This window comes from Devosia neptuniae (assembly GCF_025452235.1).
In the GTDB taxonomy this organism is placed as follows: Bacteria; Pseudomonadota; Alphaproteobacteria; order Rhizobiales; family Devosiaceae; genus Devosia.
The window spans coordinates 2,343,289-2,363,448 of record NZ_CP104965.1 but is presented as its reverse complement, the minus strand read 5'-3'; the positions used below and the strand labels follow the sequence as shown (position 1 = coordinate 2,363,448).

16 protein-coding genes are annotated in these 20,160 nt (G+C 62.9%); 4 read left to right on the top strand and 12 right to left on the bottom strand.

What is annotated here, in order from left to right; translation table 11 throughout:
* Nucleotides 1-40 precede the first annotated feature (40 nt).
* The gene (locus N8A98_RS14320) at nt 41-373 is read left to right on the top strand and encodes a DMT family transporter (RefSeq protein WP_113120882.1); all 333 of its coding nucleotides are present in this window, start codon (nt 41-43) and stop codon (nt 371-373) included.
* On the opposite strand, the gene N8A98_RS14315 is transcribed toward N8A98_RS14320, so the two are convergent.
* From N8A98_RS14315 to N8A98_RS14285, 7 genes are all read right to left on the bottom strand, one after another.
* Nucleotides 374-2,107: a tetratricopeptide repeat protein gene (locus N8A98_RS14315; RefSeq protein WP_262166306.1), complete on the bottom strand. Its 1,734-nt coding sequence runs from the start codon at nt 2,105-2,107 to the stop codon at nt 374-376.
* A 513-nt stretch (nt 2,108-2,620) separates the two neighbouring features.
* Nucleotides 2,621-3,145 carry an MgtC/SapB family protein gene (locus N8A98_RS14310; RefSeq protein ID WP_262166305.1) on the bottom strand — a complete coding sequence of 175 codons (525 nt, stop codon included), beginning with the start codon at nt 3,143-3,145 and terminating at the stop codon, nt 2,621-2,623.
* A 60-nt stretch (nt 3,146-3,205) separates the two neighbouring features.
* Nucleotides 3,206-3,991 carry an SDR family NAD(P)-dependent oxidoreductase gene (locus tag N8A98_RS14305; protein WP_262166304.1) on the bottom strand — a complete coding sequence of 262 codons (786 nt, stop codon included), beginning with the start codon at nt 3,989-3,991 and terminating at the stop codon, nt 3,206-3,208.
* 120 nt (nt 3,992-4,111) lie between these two features.
* The gene (locus tag N8A98_RS14300) at nt 4,112-5,158 is read right to left on the bottom strand and encodes an NAD(P)-dependent alcohol dehydrogenase (protein WP_262166303.1); all 1,047 of its coding nucleotides are present in this window, start codon (nt 5,156-5,158) and stop codon (nt 4,112-4,114) included.
* A gap of 158 nt (nt 5,159-5,316) precedes the next feature.
* Nucleotides 5,317-6,129, bottom strand: coding sequence for an ATP-binding cassette domain-containing protein (locus tag N8A98_RS14295; protein ID WP_262166302.1), 813 nt, complete (start codon nt 6,127-6,129; stop codon nt 5,317-5,319).
* Entirely contained in the window at nt 6,126-7,202 is a 1,077-nt protein-coding gene (locus N8A98_RS14290) for an ABC transporter permease (protein ID WP_262166300.1), read from the bottom strand. The genes N8A98_RS14295 and N8A98_RS14290 overlap by 4 nt, the downstream gene beginning before the upstream one ends.
* A 142-nt stretch (nt 7,203-7,344) precedes the next feature.
* Nucleotides 7,345-8,373, bottom strand: a complete 1,029-nt coding sequence (locus N8A98_RS14285; protein WP_113120875.1) for a sugar ABC transporter substrate-binding protein — start codon at nt 8,371-8,373, stop codon at nt 7,345-7,347.
* 287 nt (nt 8,374-8,660) lie between these two features.
* Between N8A98_RS14285 and N8A98_RS14280 the strand changes: the two genes are divergently transcribed.
* Together N8A98_RS14280 and N8A98_RS14275 are read left to right on the top strand one after the other, a co-directional pair.
* On the top strand, nt 8,661-9,875 hold the full coding sequence (locus N8A98_RS14280; RefSeq protein ID WP_262166298.1) for an ROK family transcriptional regulator: 1,215 nt from the start codon (nt 8,661-8,663) through the stop codon (nt 9,873-9,875).
* A 94-nt stretch (nt 9,876-9,969) separates the two neighbouring features.
* Nucleotides 9,970-12,213, top strand: a complete 2,244-nt coding sequence (locus tag N8A98_RS14275; RefSeq protein ID WP_262166296.1) for a putative bifunctional diguanylate cyclase/phosphodiesterase — start codon at nt 9,970-9,972, stop codon at nt 12,211-12,213.
* A 5-nt stretch (nt 12,214-12,218) separates the two neighbouring features.
* Here N8A98_RS14275 and N8A98_RS14270 read toward each other — a convergent pair whose 3' ends face one another.
* Both N8A98_RS14270 and N8A98_RS14265 read right to left on the bottom strand, forming a co-directional pair.
* Complete coding sequence (locus N8A98_RS14270; protein ID WP_262166294.1) at nt 12,219-13,217, bottom strand: DNA topoisomerase IB; 999 nt, start codon at nt 13,215-13,217, stop codon at nt 12,219-12,221.
* Entirely contained in the window at nt 13,217-13,375 is a 159-nt protein-coding gene (locus N8A98_RS14265; RefSeq protein ID WP_262166293.1) for a hypothetical protein, read from the bottom strand. The genes N8A98_RS14270 and N8A98_RS14265 overlap by 1 nt, the downstream gene beginning before the upstream one ends.
* A 128-nt stretch (nt 13,376-13,503) precedes the next feature.
* Here N8A98_RS14265 and ade point away from each other — a divergent pair, with 128 nt between their 5' ends.
* Nucleotides 13,504-15,213, top strand: a complete 1,710-nt coding sequence (ade, locus tag N8A98_RS14260) for an adenine deaminase (protein WP_262166291.1) — start codon at nt 13,504-13,506, stop codon at nt 15,211-15,213.
* On the opposite strand, the gene N8A98_RS14255 is transcribed toward ade, so the two are convergent.
* The 3 genes from N8A98_RS14255 to N8A98_RS14245 form a co-directional block, all read right to left on the bottom strand.
* Nucleotides 15,214-17,370: a malate synthase G gene (locus tag N8A98_RS14255; protein ID WP_262166289.1), complete on the bottom strand. Its 2,157-nt coding sequence runs from the start codon at nt 17,368-17,370 to the stop codon at nt 15,214-15,216.
* A gap of 150 nt (nt 17,371-17,520) precedes the next feature.
* Nucleotides 17,521-18,822: a guanine deaminase gene (guaD, locus tag N8A98_RS14250; RefSeq protein WP_262166288.1), complete on the bottom strand. Its 1,302-nt coding sequence runs from the start codon at nt 18,820-18,822 to the stop codon at nt 17,521-17,523.
* Nucleotides 18,819-20,045 carry a urate hydroxylase PuuD gene (locus N8A98_RS14245; protein ID WP_262166286.1) on the bottom strand — a complete coding sequence of 409 codons (1,227 nt, stop codon included), beginning with the start codon at nt 20,043-20,045 and terminating at the stop codon, nt 18,819-18,821. The genes guaD and N8A98_RS14245 overlap by 4 nt, the downstream gene beginning before the upstream one ends.
* Nucleotides 20,046-20,160: the final 115 nt, after the last annotated feature.

Sequence of the window (20,160 nt, the reverse complement as noted above, 5' to 3'; positions counted from 1 at the left end):
ATAAGTTAGCCGCCATATCCCTCAAGCCCCTGGAGCGGCCATGCCCGGTCTGATCTATCTCGCCATCGCCATTGTCGGCGAGGTGATCGCCACGTCCTTCCTGCGCGCCTCGGCCGGGTTTACCCAGCTTGTCCCCACCATCGTGGTGGTGGTGGGCTATGGCATCACCTTCTATTTCTTTTCGCTCGCCTTACAGACCATCCCCGTCGGGATCGGCTACGCTATCTGGTCCGGTGTCGGCATCGTGCTGGTCTCGATCATCGCCTATTTCGTCTATGGGCAGACGCTGGACCTGCCTGCGCTGATCGGCATCGGGCTGATACTGGCCGGGGTGCTCGTCATCAATCTCTTCTCGCAATCATCCACGCATTGATCAGAACGCGGCATTGAGCGAAGCGGGCGGCACGCCGGCCGCCGCCAATGTCGCGCCGATCCGGCCCAATAGGCCCGCGTCACTGATGCGCTTGCGCAATTGCGGCAATAGGCCCACCGCCCGAAAGCTGGCAATCTCGAGCACCTGCGGCAAATAGCGATTGACCACGGCGCTATTGCCCGCCTGCTGCGCCGCCATGATCGCCAGCACCGGCCCCAGCTCGCGATCGGCCGTGGCATAGATTTCGGCATGGGCAATGGCGGCAGGAAAGTCCCGGTCGCGCAGCGCCAGCAAAGCCGGCACCCCGAAATACCAGGCGGGCGGATTGGGCGGCACGCTCACCGATTGATCGGCCAGAGCCCGCGCATCGTCGAGCCGGCCGGAAAAGGCCAGCAGCCTGGCATAGCCGGCCAAGGCATCGGCACTGGCCGGGTTGAGCTGGGTTGCCGAGCCGAACGCGGCTTCGGCCTGCGCTATGGCGCCAATGGTCTCAAACAGCCGCGCCTGCTGCTCCCAGACGAACCCATCGACCGGAGCAGCGGCAATGGCCCGTGCCATCTCCGTCTCGGCCGTCTTGTAGCGGTCGGCCAGGGTCTCGGCTGTGCCGATTTCGGCGATCAGGCTTGCCTTGGCCGCCAGGACACCGGCCTTCTCGCCTTCGCTGGCGGGCAACGCCGCAAAACAGGCACTGGCCCGCTCGCCCGTTTCGGCACTGCCCGTATCGCGATAGAGATCGAACGCTACCCGGCAGAGATAGGCGTTCTCATTGCCCGCAATGGGTGCATCTGAGGCCAGAAATTGCCGCGCCTGGGCATGCACCGGTCCGCGCGTGCTTCCCAGCACCAGGCTCAGCCGGCGCGACACTTCATCGAGCGCCAGGGGCTCACTGGCACGGGCCAGGGGCAGCGAGATCACCTCGCTCCAGATGATATCGCTGGTCCGCGTATCGGTGAGAATGGCGCTATATTGCACCATGTCGGCATCGACCCGCGCAATGCCGCTCAGCGCAAACTCCGCGGCCGGCACCGGCTCGGGTGCCGGGGCGCCGTCATAGCGCACATCAATGGTGTCGAAGGCCTCCAGATCCGTGACCAGCTCGATCGCCAGGCCCGATAACGGCAGGGCGCTGCGTCCCTGCCCGGTCAGGTTCTGGAACTCCGCCACCACCAGACTGGGCCGCTGCACCGCGCCTGTGGCCAAGGCTTGTGCCGCCTGGCGCGGTTGCCAGGTCGCCGTCGAAAAGGCAATGGCAGCCGCGCCCAGCGCGATCGTGGCCAATGCGAACCAGGACAGGGTTACGCCATTCTGCCGTTGGGGCGCCGCCAGCCTTGGCTCATCTTCTGCGACCGGCCCCGCCGGCTTTTCAGCCGGATCTGCCACCAGCTCGAATTCGGGGACATAGCGCCCTACCGGCAGTTTTATACGCACCGGCTCGGCCGCACCCTCCCCCGCATAATAGGCGTCGAGCAGGGCGCGCAGCCGCCGCGCCTGCACGCGCACGATGGGGTCCGCCTGTGGGTCGAAATCAGCAGGCCGCCCGAATACATCGACGGCGATGGAATAGGCCTTGATGGCCTGCTGCTCGCCGTCCAGCGTGCGTCCTACGATATAGGCGGCAAACCTGGCCAATTGCGGCGAGCGCGCGATTTCGGGCCACTCGAGCAGATGATCGAGGGCTGCAACGATCTGGTCGCGCTCTGGTGCAGGTTGCAGAACGGCACACCTCCCCCGCAAAACGGCGCGATTGTGTGCCTTTACATGTAAAACGCAAGCGAATGTTACCTGAGCATTACCCCGCTTTGCCTGTTTCCCACGGTCCGGTTCGCGCATAGGCGGGCTGTCGGCGTCCCAATGCGGCGTGACCTCGTTTGCGGTGGTGCGGCGCCTCCGCGGACATTCTTGACCATGCAAGGTTAGCTCGGCCCTCCGTCTCACGACGGTGCGGCCGCTTCTTTTTCCGGATGCCATCGGCGTCCAGCTCGGTTGGCATGCAATCCCTGCGTCCACAGGTTGCATGCCTCGGCGGAGAGGTGCTGCAGGATCTGCCTTCGGGCCGGCCTTGCATTCCCAAGCTCCCTCTCCGCCACTTGGCTAAACCCTCCGGCAGCTTGCACCTGCGCCGGAGCGGCGTGCCGGCCCTACTCCAAGGGGGCTTGGCAACAGGGCGCGGTCGCGACACCTCCCGGTTGTTGATCGTACGGGGGGAGAGGCAGGATCGGCAGCGCGCATGTCCCTCGGCGCGCGCCATCACTCTCCATCTGCTTCTCCCCGCGGCCCTTTGACCGCAGGATTTTGCGCGTCCCGGCCCACCACACGATGGGCAAACGCCCGCAACACGGCCAGGATCATCACCGCCAGTACCGCCACGCCCAGCGCGATCAGGTAATAGCCCAGCGCCACAGCAACGCCGACGGCGCCCGCCAGCCACATGCCCGCGCCCGTGGTCAGCCCCTGCACACCACCGCCGCGCCGGAAAATCGCCCCGGCACCGAGGAAGGCGATGCCCGCGGTCACCGCCTCGACGGCACGGATCGGGTCGGGGTTGGAATGCCCCTCGCCCTGGATGGTGTGGAATATCTCGAACGCCAGAATGGTGAACAGCGACGCCGCCACGGCAATCAGAATATGCGTGCGAAGCCCGGCCTCAGCCGTGTTCCACTCCCGCTCGAACCCGATCATCGCACCAAGAACGGCCGCGATCACCAGGCGAATGGCAATGATGTGCTGGGGCAGGAAGGTATCGACATATCCAATGGCGTTGCCGGCATCCATGGCGTGGGCCCTTGTAGTGACGCTGCCGTCACAACCGTGAGCCCGCTTCGTTGGTTCCGATCAGACCGTCTTGAGCCAGCCGCCATCGACGAAATAGGTCGAGCCGGTCGAGTAGCTCGCCTTGTCCGAGCACATGAAGACGAAGAAGTTCGCCAATTCCTCAGGCGTGGCAAAGCGCTTCATGCCACCGGCTTCGTCGGCCACCCCCTGCAAATGCTTCTGCCAGCCATCTTCGCCCGCGATCTGCTTGGCCGTCTTGATCCAGTCCGGCGTCAGCACCAGGCCCGGATTGATGGTGTTGACGCGGATATTGTCGCCGACCACTTCATTGGCCAGCGTCTTGGAAAACATCATCAAGGCGGCCTTGGTGGTGTTGTAGATCGGCTCATACCACAGCGGCTGCACCGCGCAGATCGAAGCATTGTGCAGCACCACGCCACCGCCGCGCTTCTTCATCGCTGGTATCAGCCCGCGTGCCAGCCGGACGGCGGCCATCACATGCAGGTCCCAATAATATTGCCACTTGGCGTCGTCGGCCTCGGCAATGGTTTCGTTCGAGCCGGTCCCCGCATTGTTGATCAGGATATCGGCCCCGCCAAAGGCCCTGGCCGTACCCTTGATCACCGCCTCGCAGCCCTCGGCGGTGGCCACATCGGCGCTGATGGCGGTGGCGATAATGCCGAAGCTGTCGGCTATGCGCGCTGCCGCATCATCGCCGCGTAGCGTGTCGCGGCCCACCAGCACCAGATTCACCCCCTCGGCCGCCAGCCCTTCGGCGACAGCCAGCCCGATACCCACCGTTCCGCCGGTGATGACGGCGACCTTGTCACGCAGCTTCAAATCCATATTGTCCTCGCTCCCTGAGACCTCATGGTGAGCTTGTCGAACCACGAGGTCGGGCACGACAATCTCGCCACGACCTCGTCCTTCGACAGGCTCAGGATGAGGTCTACTGGTTCTATTTGGCTACTTAGCCACCTTGATCTGCAGCTTCACATCGCTCGGCCGCGCCTCGACGGCCCGATCAAACGCGGCAATCGAATCCTCGAACGCAAAGGTCTCGGAAATCAGCGGCTTGAGATCCACCTTGCCCGAGGCGATGAGCGCGATGGCGCGGTCATATTGATGGGCATAGCGGAACACGTTTTCGATCCGCAGCTCCTTGGTCGATGCGCCAGCAATATCCACCGCCACCGGATCGACCGGCAGCCCGACCACGACGATAGCGCCGCCCGGGCGCGGCAGGTCCATAATGGTCTTCCAGGCATGAGGCGAACCCGAGCATTCGAATACCACATCGGCGCCCCAGCCCTCGGTCAGTCGGGCAACTTCCTCGACGATATTCTTCTCGCGGATATTGACCGAAATGATACCCTGATAGCGCGCCGCAATATCGAGCTTGGGCTGGGCCAGGTCGGCCACGATCACCCGCGCACAGCCGCCGGCAAGCGCGGCAATCGCCACCATGGTGCCGATCGGCCCGGCGCCCAGCACTACCGCAGTATCGCCGGGCGTGATCCTGGCCTTGGCCGCCGCCTGCATGCCCACGGCGAAGGGCTCGACCATGGCGCCTTCGGCAAAGCTGACATTGTCGGGCAGCTTGAACGTGTAATTGGCGGGATGAACCACATCGGACGTCAGCACGCCATGAATGGGCGGGGTGGCCCAGAAGCGCACGGCCGGATCGACATTATACATGCCCAGCCGGCTCGCCCGCGAGTTGGCATCGGGTATGCCCGGCTCCATGCAGACCCGGTCTCCAATCTTGAGATTGGTCACGCCCACGCCGATTTCGGTGACGGTCCCGGCCGCCTCATGCCCCAGCACCATGGGCGCATTGACGACGAATGGCCCGATCTTGCCATGGGTATAATAATGCACATCCGAGCCGCAGACACCCACGGTGTGAATGGCAATCTTGACCATGCCCGGCCCCACTTCGAGCGGCAGATCGATATCGCGCAGCGCCAGTTCATGCTGGCGTTCAAGGACAAGGGCGCGGACTTTGGTCATGGTCATATCCAAAATGCTTAGAGGGTCGATGCCCGAAGCGGCACGGTCCTATTCCTAACCCACGATGTCATTCCCGCGAAAGCGGGAACCTCCGTTTCGGGATGTTAGACAGCAAACAGAGGTTCCCCTTTCGCGGGAATGACACCGTGGGAGAAGCGTCAGGAGGGAGGCTGCATCGCGCCGGTCATAATCGCGACTGCATCGGACATGGAATAATCCTTGGGATTGATCACCGCGATCCGCTTGCCAAGCCGGTGGATATGAATGCGATCCGCCACCTCGAACACGTGCGGCATATTGTGACTGATCAGCACGATGGGCAGGCCGCGCCGCTTCACATCGAGCATCAATTCCAGCACGCGGCGGCTTTCCTTGACGCCCAGGGCGGCCGTGGGCTCGTCCATGATCACCACGCGCGAGCCGAAGGCTGCCGCACGGGCCACGGCAACGCCCTGCCGCTGGCCGCCCGACAGCGTTTCCACCGACTGGTTGATGTTCTGGATGGTCATCAGCCCCAATTCGCTGAGCTTTTCGCGGGCCAGCCGGTTCATGGTCGAGCGGTCGAGCAGCCGGAAGATATTGCCAAGCGGGCCAGATTTGCGCATTTCACGACCGAGGAACAGATTGTCGGCAATCGACAGCGCCGGCGACAGAGCCAGATTTTGGTAGACCGTTTCGATGCCGGCCAACCGGGCCTCCATTGGCGACTTGAACTGCACCGGCGAGCCATCGAGCTTGATCACACCCGCATCGGGGATCACGGCGCCGCACAGCGCCTTGATCAGGGTTGATTTGCCTGCGCCATTGTCGCCAATGACCGCCAGGATTTCCCCCGGCATCAGCTCGAAATCGGCATTGTCGAGCGCCACCACCTTGCCATAGCGCTTCTGCAAGCCTTGCGCGCTGAGGATGGGCTGGGGGCCGTCGATGGGAGTTGCGGTAAGGCCCGCGGCCGTTTGATCAAGGCTCATGCGGAAATCTTCCTGATCCACTGGTCGGTGGTAACAGCGATGATGATGAGGGCGCCCACGGCAAATTCCTGCCAGAGCACGTCGACGCCTGCCAGCGCCAAACCATTGCGGAACATGCCCACGATAAGCGCGCCGAGCAGCGTGCCGACGATGGAGCCACGCCCGCCGAACAGCGAGGTGCCCCCGATGACGACCGCGGTGATGGAATCAAGGTTCGCCGTCTGGCTGCCGAGCGGGGACACCGCGCCGACGCGGCCGATCAGCACCCAACTCGCCAGGGCGCAGATAAACCCGGCCAAGGTATAGACGCCGATCAGCGTCATCTTGGTATTGATACCCGCCAGGCGCGCGGCTTCCGGATCATCGCCCGTGGCGTAGATATGCCGGCCAAAGGCGGTGCGGTTGAGAATGTACCAGACCGTGGCGGCGATCAGGATCATCACCATCGAGCCGGCCGTGAGGATCGCTCCACCGCCCAACGCGACCCTGGCCCCCATCCATTGCAGCATGGGCGCTATCGCCGCGATATCCTGGCTGCGGATGGTTTCCGATTGCGAGATGAAAATGATCATGGCGCCATAGATCGACCAGGTGCCCAGCGTCACGATAAAGGGCGGCAGCTTTACCAATGCCACCAGCACGCCATTGATCAGCCCGCACAGAATGCCGGTGGCGATGCCCAGCACGAAGGAGATTTCCACCGGCACGCCCGCGACGACCGACAGCCGCCCCATGACGATGGAGCTCAGGATCATGATCGCCCCGACCGACAGATCGATGCCCGCGGTGAGGATGATCAGGGTCTGGGCAATGCCCAGCACGCCGATAATGGTCACCTGCTGGAGCACCAGCGACAGGTTGAAGGGCGCGAAAAATTTGCTGCCCGCCGCCACCGAAAAGATCGCAATGGCCACGATCAGCACGATGAAGGGAATGGCCGTCGGATAGCTGTGCAGGAACGCCTGGAGCCGCCGGACCGGGCCGGGCGCGTCCTCCTCAAAGCTGGCCACCGCCTGCGCGGCCCCAGCCAATCCCTTTTCCGCTACGGCCGAACCGCTTGCGTCATCACTCATCAACGCCCCTCCCCAGGGTATATTTCAGTAGGCCTCATGGTGAGCTTGTCGAACCACGAGGGCGTGGCACCGGGGATAGTTCAACCTCGTCCTTCGACAAGCTCAGGATGAGGTCGAACCATTCTCCGGTGGTTAGATCAGCTTAGCCCCAGCAGAGTTCAGCGCCCTTGGCCGTGTCGATGGACTCAACGCCCGCCACCGGCTTGTCGGTCACCAGCGCGGCGCCGGTGTCAAAGAAGTCGAGGCCCGGCGTTGCCGCCGGCTTTTCGCCCGTGTCAGCGAACTTCTTGATCGCTTCCATGGCCATGGCGGCCATTTTGAGCGGATATTGCTGGCTGGTGGCGCCGATCACGCCGGCCTTGACGTTGGCAACGCCCGGGCAGCCGCCATCGACCGACACGATCAGCACCGAGCCATCATCCTTGCCGATGGCCTTGAGCGCTTCGAAGGCACCGGCAGCAGCCGGCTCGTTGATCGTATAGACCACGTTGATATCGGGGCATTTCTGCAGCAACGTTTCCATGGCCGTGCGGCCGCCATCTTCGGCGCCGCCGGTCATTTCGTGCCCGCAAATGCGCGCATCGTCTTCGTCGCCATATTTATTGGGGTCTTTCACATCGATCCCGAAGCCGGCCATGAAGCCCTGGTCGCGCAGATAATCGACGGTTGGCTGGTTCACCGCCAGATCGAGAAAGGCGATCTTGGCATCGGCTGCCTTGTCGCCCAGCGTGCCCTTGGCCCAGGCGCCGATCAATTCACCGGCCTTGCGATTGTCGGTGGCAAAGGTGGCGTCGGCCGCGTCGATCGGATCAAGCGGGGTATCCAGCACGATCACCAGCAGGCCCGCATCACGCGCCTGCTGAATGGTCGGCACGATGGCGCTGGAATCCGAAGGCACGATAGCAAAGCCCTTGGCGCCCGAGGCGATCAGATTTTCGATGGCCGCGATCTGGCTGTCATTGTCGCCATCGAACTTGCCGGCAAAAGTGCGCAATTCAATGCCCAGCTCGTCGGCCTTGGCCTGGGCGCCTTCGCGCATCTTGACGAAGAAGGGATTGCCTTCCGTCTTGGTGATCAGCCCGACAATGGCCTCCTGCGCCATGGCCGCCGTGCCGCCCATCAGACCCAGCATCACGGCCCCTGCGGCCGCGATCTTGATAAACCTACCCATAATGTCTCCTCCCGAGAATTGCCGTCGCCCTGATGGGCGCAGCGGGTCGATAGTCCGTGCGGCGCTCTCCTCCGGCCACCCGTCCTTGCCGCCATATCAGCCGCACATTCCGCTCCTGTCAATAAATTAATCCAACTGATTTATTAATTGACAGAGCCACCCGTTCGGCGCCACTAGTTTGCCGGGAGGAGCTGCAAGCCAATGAAAACGATTGCGAATTCGCGCCCGTTCGGGCTAGCTGCGCTATGGCAAATTATTGGCCTGATTAAGAAAACAGGGGCGGGTGGATGGTTGAGGCAGACGGCGGTCGGGCCCGTTCGGACGATCTGAGCCGCGGCACCAACCAGACCGGCGTCCGCCTCTACAATGAGCGGCTGCTGCTCTCGCTGATCCGCCGCCATGGCGCCCTGCCCAAGGCCGATATCGCCCGCCGCACCGGCCTGTCGCCGCAGACCATTTCCACCATCGCCAATGCGCTGGAGCGCGATGGGCTGATCACGCGCCAGTCGCCCTTGCGCGGCAAGGTCGGCCAGCCGCTCGTGCCCTATGCGCTCAATCCGCGTGGCGCGTTTTTCCTGGGACTCAAGATCGGCCGGCGTTCCTCCGATGTGGTGCTGCTCGATTTTACCGGCAATGTGCTCGGCCGCATCCACGAGCCGCATCCCTATCCCACGCCGCAAATCGCGCTGGCTTTGGCCCAACGCGGCATTACCGAACTGACCGCCCAGCTCAATCCCGCCGAGCGCGCCCGCATTGCCGGCTTCGGCATCGCCTCGCCGTTCGAATTGTGGAACTGGGAAGCCCAGCTCGCGGCGCCCCCCGACGTGCTCGAATCCTGGCGCCATGCCGATATTCGCCGCGATATCGCTGGTATCAGCACCTGGCCGGTCTATCTGCACAATGACGGCACGGCCGCCTGCGCCGCCGAACTGGTGCTGGGCAATGGCCAGCATGGCGAGGATTTCCTCTACATTTTCCTCGGCTCGTTTCTGGGCGGCGGCGTGGTGCTCAATGGGCATTTGTTTCCCGGCCGCACCGGCTATGCCGGCGCACTCGCCCCCCTGCCCGTCCCCGTTCCCGGCGGCTTCCAGCAGCTGCTGCGCAGCGCCTCCATCTATGTGCTGGCCGATCGGCTGAAATCGGCCGGGATCGACCCGCAAGTGCTCTGGCTCGATCCCAGCGATTGGGGCGCGCTTGGCGCCCCGCTTGATGACTGGATCGCCGAAGCCGCCCAGAGCCTGGCGATTGCCTGCGTCACCGCCGTCTCGATCATCGATTTCCGAACAATCGTGCTCGATGGCGCCTTCCCCACCGCAGTGCGGGCACGTCTGGTGGAGGCAACGCGGGCGGCTTTCGCCCAATTCGACCGCCAGGGCCTCGCCCCCTTCGACATCGCCGAGGGCACGATCGGCTTCGGCGCCCGCGAGGTTGGCGGCGCCTGCCTGCCGCTTCTGGCCAACTTCACGCAGGACCGCGAAGTGCTGTTCAAAGAAAACAGCTGATTAAGATCGCTCTGCGGATTTATGCGAAATCTAGTAACCAGTCTGCAAGTTTACCCGGTCTAGGTTAAGCCGGTAATCGGCCCGGTTCCTATTCATGCAGGCGCAAACTTCGACGACCGAACGTTGGCACTTCATAACGGCTGTCCTGCTGCCCGTCGTCCTGGCGTTGGTTGCAACGGCTGCCGCTGTGATCGGCTTTGTCTTCTGGTCGACCAGCACCATCGACCAGCGCGCCATCGAGCGCCAGACCACCATGGTCACCCAGGTACTGCAGGGCAAGCGCGACCTCATGCTCAAGGACCAGGGCGGCATTGCCATCTGGGACGAGGCGGTGATCCATACCGGCCAGACCTTCGATCATGATTGGGTCCATGCCAATATGGGCCTGTGGATGCACAATTTCTTTGGGCATGACCGCACCATGGTGCTCGATGCCCAGGACCAGCCGCTCTACGTGATGGAAGACGGGCAAGCCGCGGCCACGACCAGCTTCCGCGACATGGCCAGCGGTGTCATGCCTCTCGTTCAGCAATTGCGGACCCTGATCGGCGCCGGACGAATGGCCGATTTCGTCAGCGGCAGGGCCGAGGCTCCGCCCACCGTCTGCGATTTCGCGCTGGTCGATGGCAAGCCCGCCATTGTGGGCGTCACTCCCATTGTCAGCCACACCCGCACCCTAACGCACACGCCCGGCACGGCGAGCCTGATGGTGTCGGTGCGTTTTCTCGGCGAGCAGGCCGTCACCGAGATGATGCACCAATACCTGATCGAGGATGCAGCTTTCGTGCTCGTGCCCTCCGCCAGCCCCGATCGGGTCTCATACCCGGTGATCAACGACGCCGGGCGCTTCGTGGCCTTCTTCGAATGGACCGGCGACCGTCCCGGTCGGCTGATGCTGGGTCACACCGTGCCGGTGCTGATCTTCGTCATCCTGGCCGGCGCCCTGCTCTTCATACTGTTGCTGCGCAAGCTGCGCGGCTCCTCGGCTGCCCTGAAGGAGGGGCGGCGGATTGCCGAACATGAAGCCGCCCATGACCGGCTGACCGGCCTGCCCAACCGCACCAATTTCGATACCCATCTGGCGCGCATACTGCGTGAGCAGAAAGCCCCCAGCACCAATATCGTGCTGCTGATGCTTGATCTGGACCGCTTCAAGCAGGTCAATGACACGCTGGGCCATCAGGCCGGCGACGATCTGATCCGCAGCGTTGGCGAACGCATCCGCCTGGTCGTGGGCAATGAGGTGATGGTGGCCCGCCTCGGCGGCGACGAATTTGCCATTCTCGCCGTCACCCACAATCGCCCCTTCGACGCCATGGCGGTATCCGGGCGCATCATCGAAGCCATCGGCCGGCCCTTCGATCTCGGCCATTTCAAGGCCCATGTCGGGGTCAGCATCGGCATTGTGGAAGCCGATGCCAGTTCGGCCGAACCGCGCGAGCTGGTGCGCAAGGCGGATATTGCCCTCTACGAGGCCAAGGCGAGCGGACGTAATCGCGCCATGGTCTACGAAGAGCATATGAACGAGCTGCTACAGCTCCAGCACACGATCGAAGGCGAGCTGCGCGCGGCGCTCAATCGCAACGACCAGCTCTCGGTCGCCTTCCAGCCATTGGTCGATCAAAAGACGCGCAAGGTCATCGGCGCCGAGGCTCTGGCGCGCTGGTATCACCCGAAGTATGGCCAGATTTCCCCGGCGCGCTTCATTCCCGTGGCGGAAAATACCGGGCTGATCGAAGAGCTGGGCGAATTCGTGCTGCGGCGCGCCTGCGAAATCGGCGCCAGCGCGCCCGGTCGCACCATCGCGGTCAACATTTCCCCGACCCAGTTGCGCAACCCGTATTTCTCCAACCAGGTCTTCGACATCCTGCATCAAACCGGCATGCGCCCGATTGATCTGGAACTCGAAATCACCGAATCCATCCTGCTCGACGACGAGAATATTTCGGCCCAGAACCTGCGCACCTTCCGCGCCGCCGGCATTCAGATCGCGCTGGACGATTTCGGCACCGGCTATTCCTCGCTGAGCTATCTCAAGCGCTACCCCGTCGATCGCATCAAGATCGACCGCTCCTTTGTCAGCCAGCTGGCCGAGGGCCATGTCTCGGTGGCCATCACCCAGGCTATCGTCACGCTGGCCCATGCCATGGATATCGAAGTCACCGCCGAGGGCGTGGAATCGGAAAAGCAGGCGACCATTCTGGGCAAGATGGGCTGCAATACCCTGCAGGGCTTCCTGTTCTCGGGCGCCGTCATTCCTGCCAAGATTGCCGGCATTTTCGCCGATCCGCTCAATACGCCCGAACGCCGCCGTCGCGCCCGCAACCGCGCGGCCTGAGGGACTTACCCGACGGCCGCTAGCACGACACCCAGCCGCTTCTCGCGCGTGGAAAGCCCGGGCCGGCCCTTGCCGGCTTCGAGCCACAGGGCCTGCAGCTTGCCCTGGTCGAACAGCTTGAACAGGCACGGCGCGATATAGGATTTCCGGCAAATCGCCGGCGTATTGCGCAATTGCTCGGCAACCTCACGCGCCACCTGCGCCATCTGCCGCCGCCGCGCCGACATCGAGCCCCCGCTCTCCATGCGGGCCAGCGCCTCTGCGGCCATGACGCTGGCATGGAAGGTGCGGAAATCCTTGGCCGAAATATCCACCCCTGCCAGCTCGCGCAGATAGTCATTGATGGCGCCGGTCTGGATCGGCCGGACCGTGCCGCTCTCGCCGCGATAGACCAGAAGACGCTTGCCCGGCAATTGCTGGATCCGGCTCAGGGCCGCAGCCAGCGCCTTGTCGGTAAAGCGATAATCCGCCCGCTTGCCGCCCTTAGCCGCAAAACTCACGCTGATTTCGTCCCCAACCACCTTCACGTCGCGCGCAAACAATGTTCCCGCGCCCCGTGTACCGCTGGTTTCGAGATATTTCTCGCGCCCCACTCGCATTGCCGTCTTGTCGATCAACGCCACCGCGATGGCCAGCGCCAGTTCACGGCTGCCGGTTTGCGCATTCAGCCCCGCCCGCACCTTGCGCCGCACTTTGGGCAGGACGACGGGGAACGTCGCCAGCCGCTTCAGCTTGCGGCCATTGCGCTTCAGCTCCCAATCGGGGTGATAGATATATTGATCGCGCCCCGCCTCATCGACCCCCAGCGCCTGGATATGCGCCCGCGGGTCACTGGCAATCCGCACCTGCTGCCAGGCTGGCGGAATGCCCAAAGCCGCCACGCGCAACCGGGTCAGCCGGTCGCTAATGACGGCGCCATCGGCATCGACATAAGTGAAGCCCTTGCCGCGCCGCTGCCGGACAATGGTCAAATCCTCGCGGCTGGCTCTGATCAGGCGGGCCATCAGGTCGGGTTCGGCTGGCTCATGGTAAAGACGAGATAGATGATGGCGAACAGGATAACGATGCCGATCAGCGAAATGACCAGCACGCGCATATTCATCTTGCGCGGGCTGCCCTGCCGGACCTCGGTCTTGTTCTTGTGTGGATCATAGGTTTCCAAACTGGTTCTCCCCTTTTGGCGCTTTAGGGCAAACGTGCGCCCTTCGCCGTGGTTCCGGCCACAGCCGGGACTTGACGCCGCAGGGCCAGCGGCCGACTCTCGGCCATTGCCCATTCCAGGATATTTTGATGACCTCTGCCGCACTTCTCACCCGCATGATCATGGCCGGACAGGGCAAGGCGCCAGCCGATCTCGTCATCAAGAATGTGCAATTGCTCGATGTTATCACCGGCACTGTCACGCTGACCGACATCGCCATTGTCGGCGACCGCATCGTGGGCACCCATGCCAGCTACGAGAGCGAAACCATCATCGACGGCGCCGGCCGCTTTGCCGTGCCCGGCTTCATCGATACTCATCTGCATATCGAATCCTCCCTGGTCACCCCGTTCGAATTCGACCGCTGCGTGCTGCCGCATGGCGTCACCACCGCCATCTGCGATCCCCATGAAATCGCCAATGTGCTGGGCGCCGAAGGCATTCGCTATTTCCTCGATAGCGCCGAACAAACCATCATGGATGTACGGGTAAACCTCTCCTCCTGTGTCCCGGCCACCGGTTTTGAAACCAATGGCGCAGCGCTGGAAATCGAAGACCTCGAGCCCTTCCGCAACCATCCCAAGGTCATTGGCCTGGCCGAAATGATGAACTTTCCCGGCGTGCTATCGGCCGATCCGGGCATCATCGCCAAGCTCGTCGCCTTCCAGGATGGCCATATCGATGGCCACGCCCCGCTGCTGCTCGGTCAGAGCCTCAACGGCTATCTCGCCGCCGGCATTCGCACCGACCATGAGGCGACCAGTGCCGCCGAAGCCCGCGAAAAGCTCGCCAAGGGCATGGCGATCCTGATCCGCGAAGGCTCGGTCTCCAAGGATCTCAAGGCGCTGGCCGAAATCCTCGACGAAAACACTTCCAGCTTCGTCGCCCTTTGCACCGACGATCGCAACCCGCTCGACATTGCCGAAGAAGGGCACCTCGATAGCTCCATCCGCCGCCTCATCGCCATGGGACGGCCCCTGCACCACGTCTATCGCGCCGCCAGCCACTCCGCCGCCCGGATTTTCGGCCTTACGGATCGCGGCCTCCTCGCCCCCGGCTGGCGCGCCGATATCGCCCTGCTCGATAGCCTTGAGGATTGTCGCGTTTCCGATGTGCTCACCGCCGGCCGCCTGGTGCGTCCTGAGCTGTTTGCCGCGCGCAAACCCGTGGCGCCGGTGGGCCTGACCTCAGTCAAATCCCGCACGATCGTGGCCGACGATTTCATCATCCCCGCCCGCCCCGACCGCAACCAAACCCCGGTGATCGGCGTCAAGCCGGGCCTCATCCTCACCTTCCGCGAATCCGCAGCATTGGAAATTGGCGAACGCGGCACCCAGGCCGACATCGCCCAGGACGTGCTCAAATGCGTGGTGATCGAGCGCCATGGCCGCAACGGCAATATCGGCCGCAGCTTCGTCAAAGGGTTCGGCCTGCAACGCGGCGCCATCGCCTCCTCGGTCGGCCACGATAGCCACAACATCACCGTCATCGGCGCCAATGACGAAGACATGGCCCTGGCCGTCAACCGGCTGATACAATTGCAAGGCGGCTTCGCGGTAGCCGACGGCGGCAAAATATCAGCCGAGCTGGCTTTGCCCATCGCCGGGCTGATGAGCCTCAACCCCTTCGAAACCGTCGCCCAAGATCTGCATCACCTGCGCGACGCCGCCCTCGCCCTGGGCTGCGTGCTGCCGGAGCCGTTCCTGCAAGTCGCCTTCCTGGCGCTGCCGGTCATCCCGCATTTGAAGATGACCGACCGCGGCCTGTTCGACGTCGATAAGTTCGACTTCGTCAGCTGATCAATGCACCTCGCGCGCCTTGACCTTGCGCCGGGCCGCGTGCAGCAGCGGCTCGGTATAGCCGGAGGGCTGATCGGCGCCATGCAGCGCCAGATCGAGCGCGGCCTGGAACGCCACCGATTGGAAATTCTCCGCCATCGGCCGGTAGATGGGGTCATCCGCATTCTGCTGATCGACCACCGCCGCCATGCGCTCGAACACCGAGGTCACTTCGTCCTTTGACACCAGCCCATGGCGCAGCCAATTGGCCACGGCCTGCGAGGAAATCCGGCAGGTGGCGCGGTCTTCCATCAGGCCCACATTGTTGATGTCGGGCACTTTGGAACAGCCCACGCCCTGCTGCACCCAGCGCACCACATAGCCCAGAATACCCTGCGCATTATTCTCCAGCTCGCGGGTAATCTCCTCGCGGCTGAGCGAATAAGATGCCTGCACCGGCATGGAGAACAGCTCCGAAAGCGGCGGCACCGGCTGGTTGTGGCGGCGCTGCTGCGCCTCGAACACGTCGATCTGGTGATAGTGCAAGGCATGTAGCGTCGCCGCCGTCGGCGAAGGCACCCAGGCCGTATTGGCCCCGGCATTGGGATGGCCGGACTTGGCCGCCATCATCGCCGCCATATCGTCGGGCCGCGCCCACATGCCCTTGCCGATCTGCGCCTTGCCGGAAAGACCACAAGCCAGCCCGATCAGCACATTGCGATCCTCATAGGAGGCGATCCAGCGCTCGGACTTGATCTCGTCCTTGCGCAGCACCGCCCCGGCTTCCATCGAGGTGTGGATCTCGTCGCCCGTGCGATCAAGAAACCCGGTATTGATGAAAAACACCCGCTCCCGCGCCGCATGGATCGCGGCCTTGAGGTTAGCCGAAGTGCGCCGCTCTTCGTCCATGATGCCGATCTTGATGGTCAGCGGCTTGAGCTCCAGCATCTTTTCCACCGAGGCGAAAATCGCGCAGGCAAAGGCCACTTCCTCGGGCCCATGCATCTTCGGCTTGACGATATAGATCGCGCCCGTCGTGCTGTTGAGCGTGTCATGCATGGCGCAGAGCACGGTGAGCGCCGCATCCATCAGCCCTTCGCCAATCGGCCTGCCATCGGCCAGCACAGCATCCGTCGTCATCAGATGGCCCACATTGCGCACCAGCAGCAGCGAACGCCCCTTGAGCACCAGCGGCGCACCGTTCACGTCCTTGTAGCTGCGATCGGCATTGAGCTTGCGCGTCACCTGCCGCCCGCCCTTTTCGAACGTGTCTTCCAGGCTGCCATTCATCAGGCCCAGCCAATTGCGATAGACCCCGACCTTGTCCTCGGCATCGACCGCCGCAACCGAATCCTCGCAGTCCTGAATCGTCGTCAGCGCGGCTTCGACAATGATGTCGCTGAGCCCCGCCTTATGCGATCCGCCGATCACACTGCCCGGCTCGATCACCAGAATGACATGCAGCCCATGGTGGCGCAGCACCAGTTCGCCCTTGGTCTCGGTGCCGCCGTAGCCGACAAACGCGGCCTGATCCTTGAGCACCGTGCGGCCTGCTGCCGTATCAACGACCAGGCGGCGGACGCCGTCTTCCTTGATCACATGATAGCCGGTGGCGTCACGATGGCTGCCGCTTTCCAGCGGGAAAGCCTCGTCGAGGAAGCTCGCGGCCCGATCGACCACCGCTGCCCCGCGCGCCGCATTATAGCCCTTGCCGGGCGCCAGGTCGCCGCTGCGCTCGATAACGTCGGTGCCATAAAGCGCGTCGTAAAGGCTGCCCCAGCGTGCATTGGCGGCGTTAAGCGCATAGCGCGCATTGCTGACCGGCACCACCAGTTGCGGCCCACAAAGAGTGGTGATTTCGGGGTCGAGCCCGGTGGTTTCGATGGTGAAATCAGCCGGCTCGGGCACCACATAGCCGATATCTCGGAGGAAGAATTCGTAGCCCTGCGGATTGTTGGCAACCGGGCCATAGCGGCGATGCCAATCATCGATCCGGCCCTGCAAATCCTCGCGCTTGGCCAGTAGCGTCGCATTGGTCGGGCCATGCTCGGCCACCAGCGCGGCAAACCCGCTCCAGAATTGCTCGGCCGATACGGAGAGCCCAGGGAGCGCTTCTTTCTCAACAAAATCGACCAGCAGGGGATGAACTGAAAGGCCGGATTTTGTCGCGTAGGTCATTGTCGTTCCTTCTTCGTCTCCTCCTTGTCGGAGGTAATTGCATAGGGCGCGATCTTTCCCGCGGCCCCTCAAGGGAGCGAACGGACAGCCCGGCACAGGCAGGAGATTCAGCGCTAAAACCACGCCGACCCTAAGACAAGGCCAGCGTCCTCACAACCCGCCTAAAGTTGACTTCGCCCGTGCGCCAGCAACATAGACCTCGGCAATCGAACGATCGTCGCCCAGCGTCTGCAGCAGGAAGAGCTCTTCGACCAGACTGGTCACCGTCTCCATGCGCAGCCGCATGGCCGGCGTGGCGCTGGCGTCGAGCACCACCAGATCCGCCGCACAACCTGGCTCGATCGAACCGATAATGCCTTCAAGCGACAGCGCCCGGGAATTGCCCAGCGTCGCCATGTAGAAGGAGTTGAGCGGGGTCAGCCGCTGGCCGCGCAATTGCAGCACCTTGTAGCCTTCGTCCAGCGTCGCCAGCATGCCGTAATTGGTGCCCCCGCCGATGTCAGTGGCAATGCCGATCCGCACCCCGGCCTTGGCCAGCCGCTCGCGATCGAACAGCCCGCTGCCCAGAAACAGGTTCGATGTCGGGCAGAACACCGCCACCGATTGCGTTTCGGCCAGCACCTGCGTTTCGCGATGATTGAGATGGATGGAGTGACCCAACAGCGTCTTGGGGCCGAGCAGTCCATAATCCTCGTAGATGCCGGCATAGTCCGGGGAATCCGGGTACAACTCCATCGAGAAGCTGATTTCGGCGGCATTCTCGCTCAGATGCGTCTGCACATAACACTCGGGATGCTCGGCCACGAGCACGCGCGACGCCTCCAGCTGCGCTGGGGTCGAGGTGATGGCAAAACGCGGCGAGATGGCATAGAGACCGCGGCCTCGCCCATGCCAGCGCTCGATCAAAGCCTTGGTGTCGTCATAGCCGGATTGGGCACTATCGCGCAGCGCTTCGGGCGCATTGCGATCCATCATCACCTTGCCGCCCACCATCAGCATGTTGCGCTTTTCGGCCTCGGCGAAATAGGCATCGACGCTTCGAGGATGGCTCGAGCAATATGCCACGGCACTCGTCGTGCCATTGCGGATCAGCTCGTCATAAAACGCCGCAGCCACCGCGCCCGCATGTCCCTGCTGGCTGAACTTTTGTTCCTCCACAAAAGTGTAGGTATTGAGCCATTCCAGCAGCGAACCGGCATAAGAAGCAATCATCTGGCTCTGCACATAATGCAGATGCAGATCGATAAAGCCGGGCAGGATCAGATGCGGCCGATGATCGATGATCTCGGCATCGCCCGCCACGCCGGCATCGAAATCGCCGACGCTCTGCACCTTGCCATCGGCAATCACCACCATGCCATCGGCGAAATAGCGATAGCTCGCGGTGTCATCGATGCCCTGCGGTTCGCTGACAAAGCTCAGCACCCGCCCGCGTAGAATAGTCCGGCTCATTGGCCCGAACCTTCGCGGAACCACTCGACCAGCAAGGCGCGTTCCGCCGTCGTCATTTCAGTGGCATTGCCCGGCGGCATGGCATGCGAATAGCCCGCCTGAATGGCAATGTCCTTGGCGTGATTGGCCACCGCGATGTCATTGTCGAGAATGACATTCTTGGGCGCTTCATAAATGCCCGGCCAAACCGGCTCGGCCGTGTGGCACATGGCGCAGCGGGTCTGCACGGTCAGGCTGGCATCCTTGAAATGGCTGGCTGCGAGAAAGGGTTCGGCCGCCCGAGACGCCACCTCCTCTCCCGCCGAACCCGGCAGCTTGGGCGCGGTGGAAAGCCACGCAATGATCAGGAACAGCACCACGGCCACCGCCCAGGTCCAGTGCGGATTGCCCTTGCGGGCGTGGCGCGTGTTGAAATAATGCCGGATAACCACGCCGACCAAAAAGATCAGCGAGGCGATGATCCAGTTCCACTGCGTGGCAAAGGCCAGCGGATAGTGGGACGAGAGCATGAAGAAAATGACGGGCAGGGTCAGGTAGTTATTGTGCAGGCTGCGCTGCTTGGCGATCTTGCCATATTTGGCGTCAGGCACGCGGCCGGCCTTGAGATCGGCCACCACGATCTTCTGGTTGGGAATGATGATCATGGCCACATTGGCCGCCATGATCGAGCCGGTGAACGCCCCCATATGCAGCATTGCCGCCCTGCCGGTGAAGAGCTGGGTATAGCCCCACGCCATCGCCGTCAGGATCACGAACAGCACCAGCATCAGCCCGTTCTGGCTCTCGCCCAGTGGGGACTTGCAGAGCCGGTTATAGACCACGAAGCCCAGCACGATGGAGCCCATCGAGATCAGGATCGCCGCCCAATTGGGCACGTCCAGCACGTTGCGATCGATGAGATAGATATCGGCGCCGACATAATAGACCAGCACCAGCAGCATGAAACCGCTCAGCCACGTCCAATAGCTTTCCCATTTGAACCAGGTCAGGTGCTCGGGCAGGAATTCGGGCGCCACCAGATATTTCTGGATGTGATAAAAGCCGCCGCCATGCACCTGCCATTCCTCGCCATGGGCCAGCGGGGGCAGGCTCGGCGTCTTGCGCAGGCCAAGGTCGAGCGCGATGAAATAAAACGACGAGCCGATCCAGGCGATGGCCGTGATGACATGCAGCCACCGGACCGCAAACATCAGCCATTCATAAAAAATTGCAAAATCGCCCATCAACCAGTCCTCTTAGTAGACCTCATGGTGAGCCTGTCGAACCACGAGGTCGTGCCACCGACCGCGCCACGACCTCGTCCTTCGACATGGTGAGCCTGTCGAAGCATCAGGATGA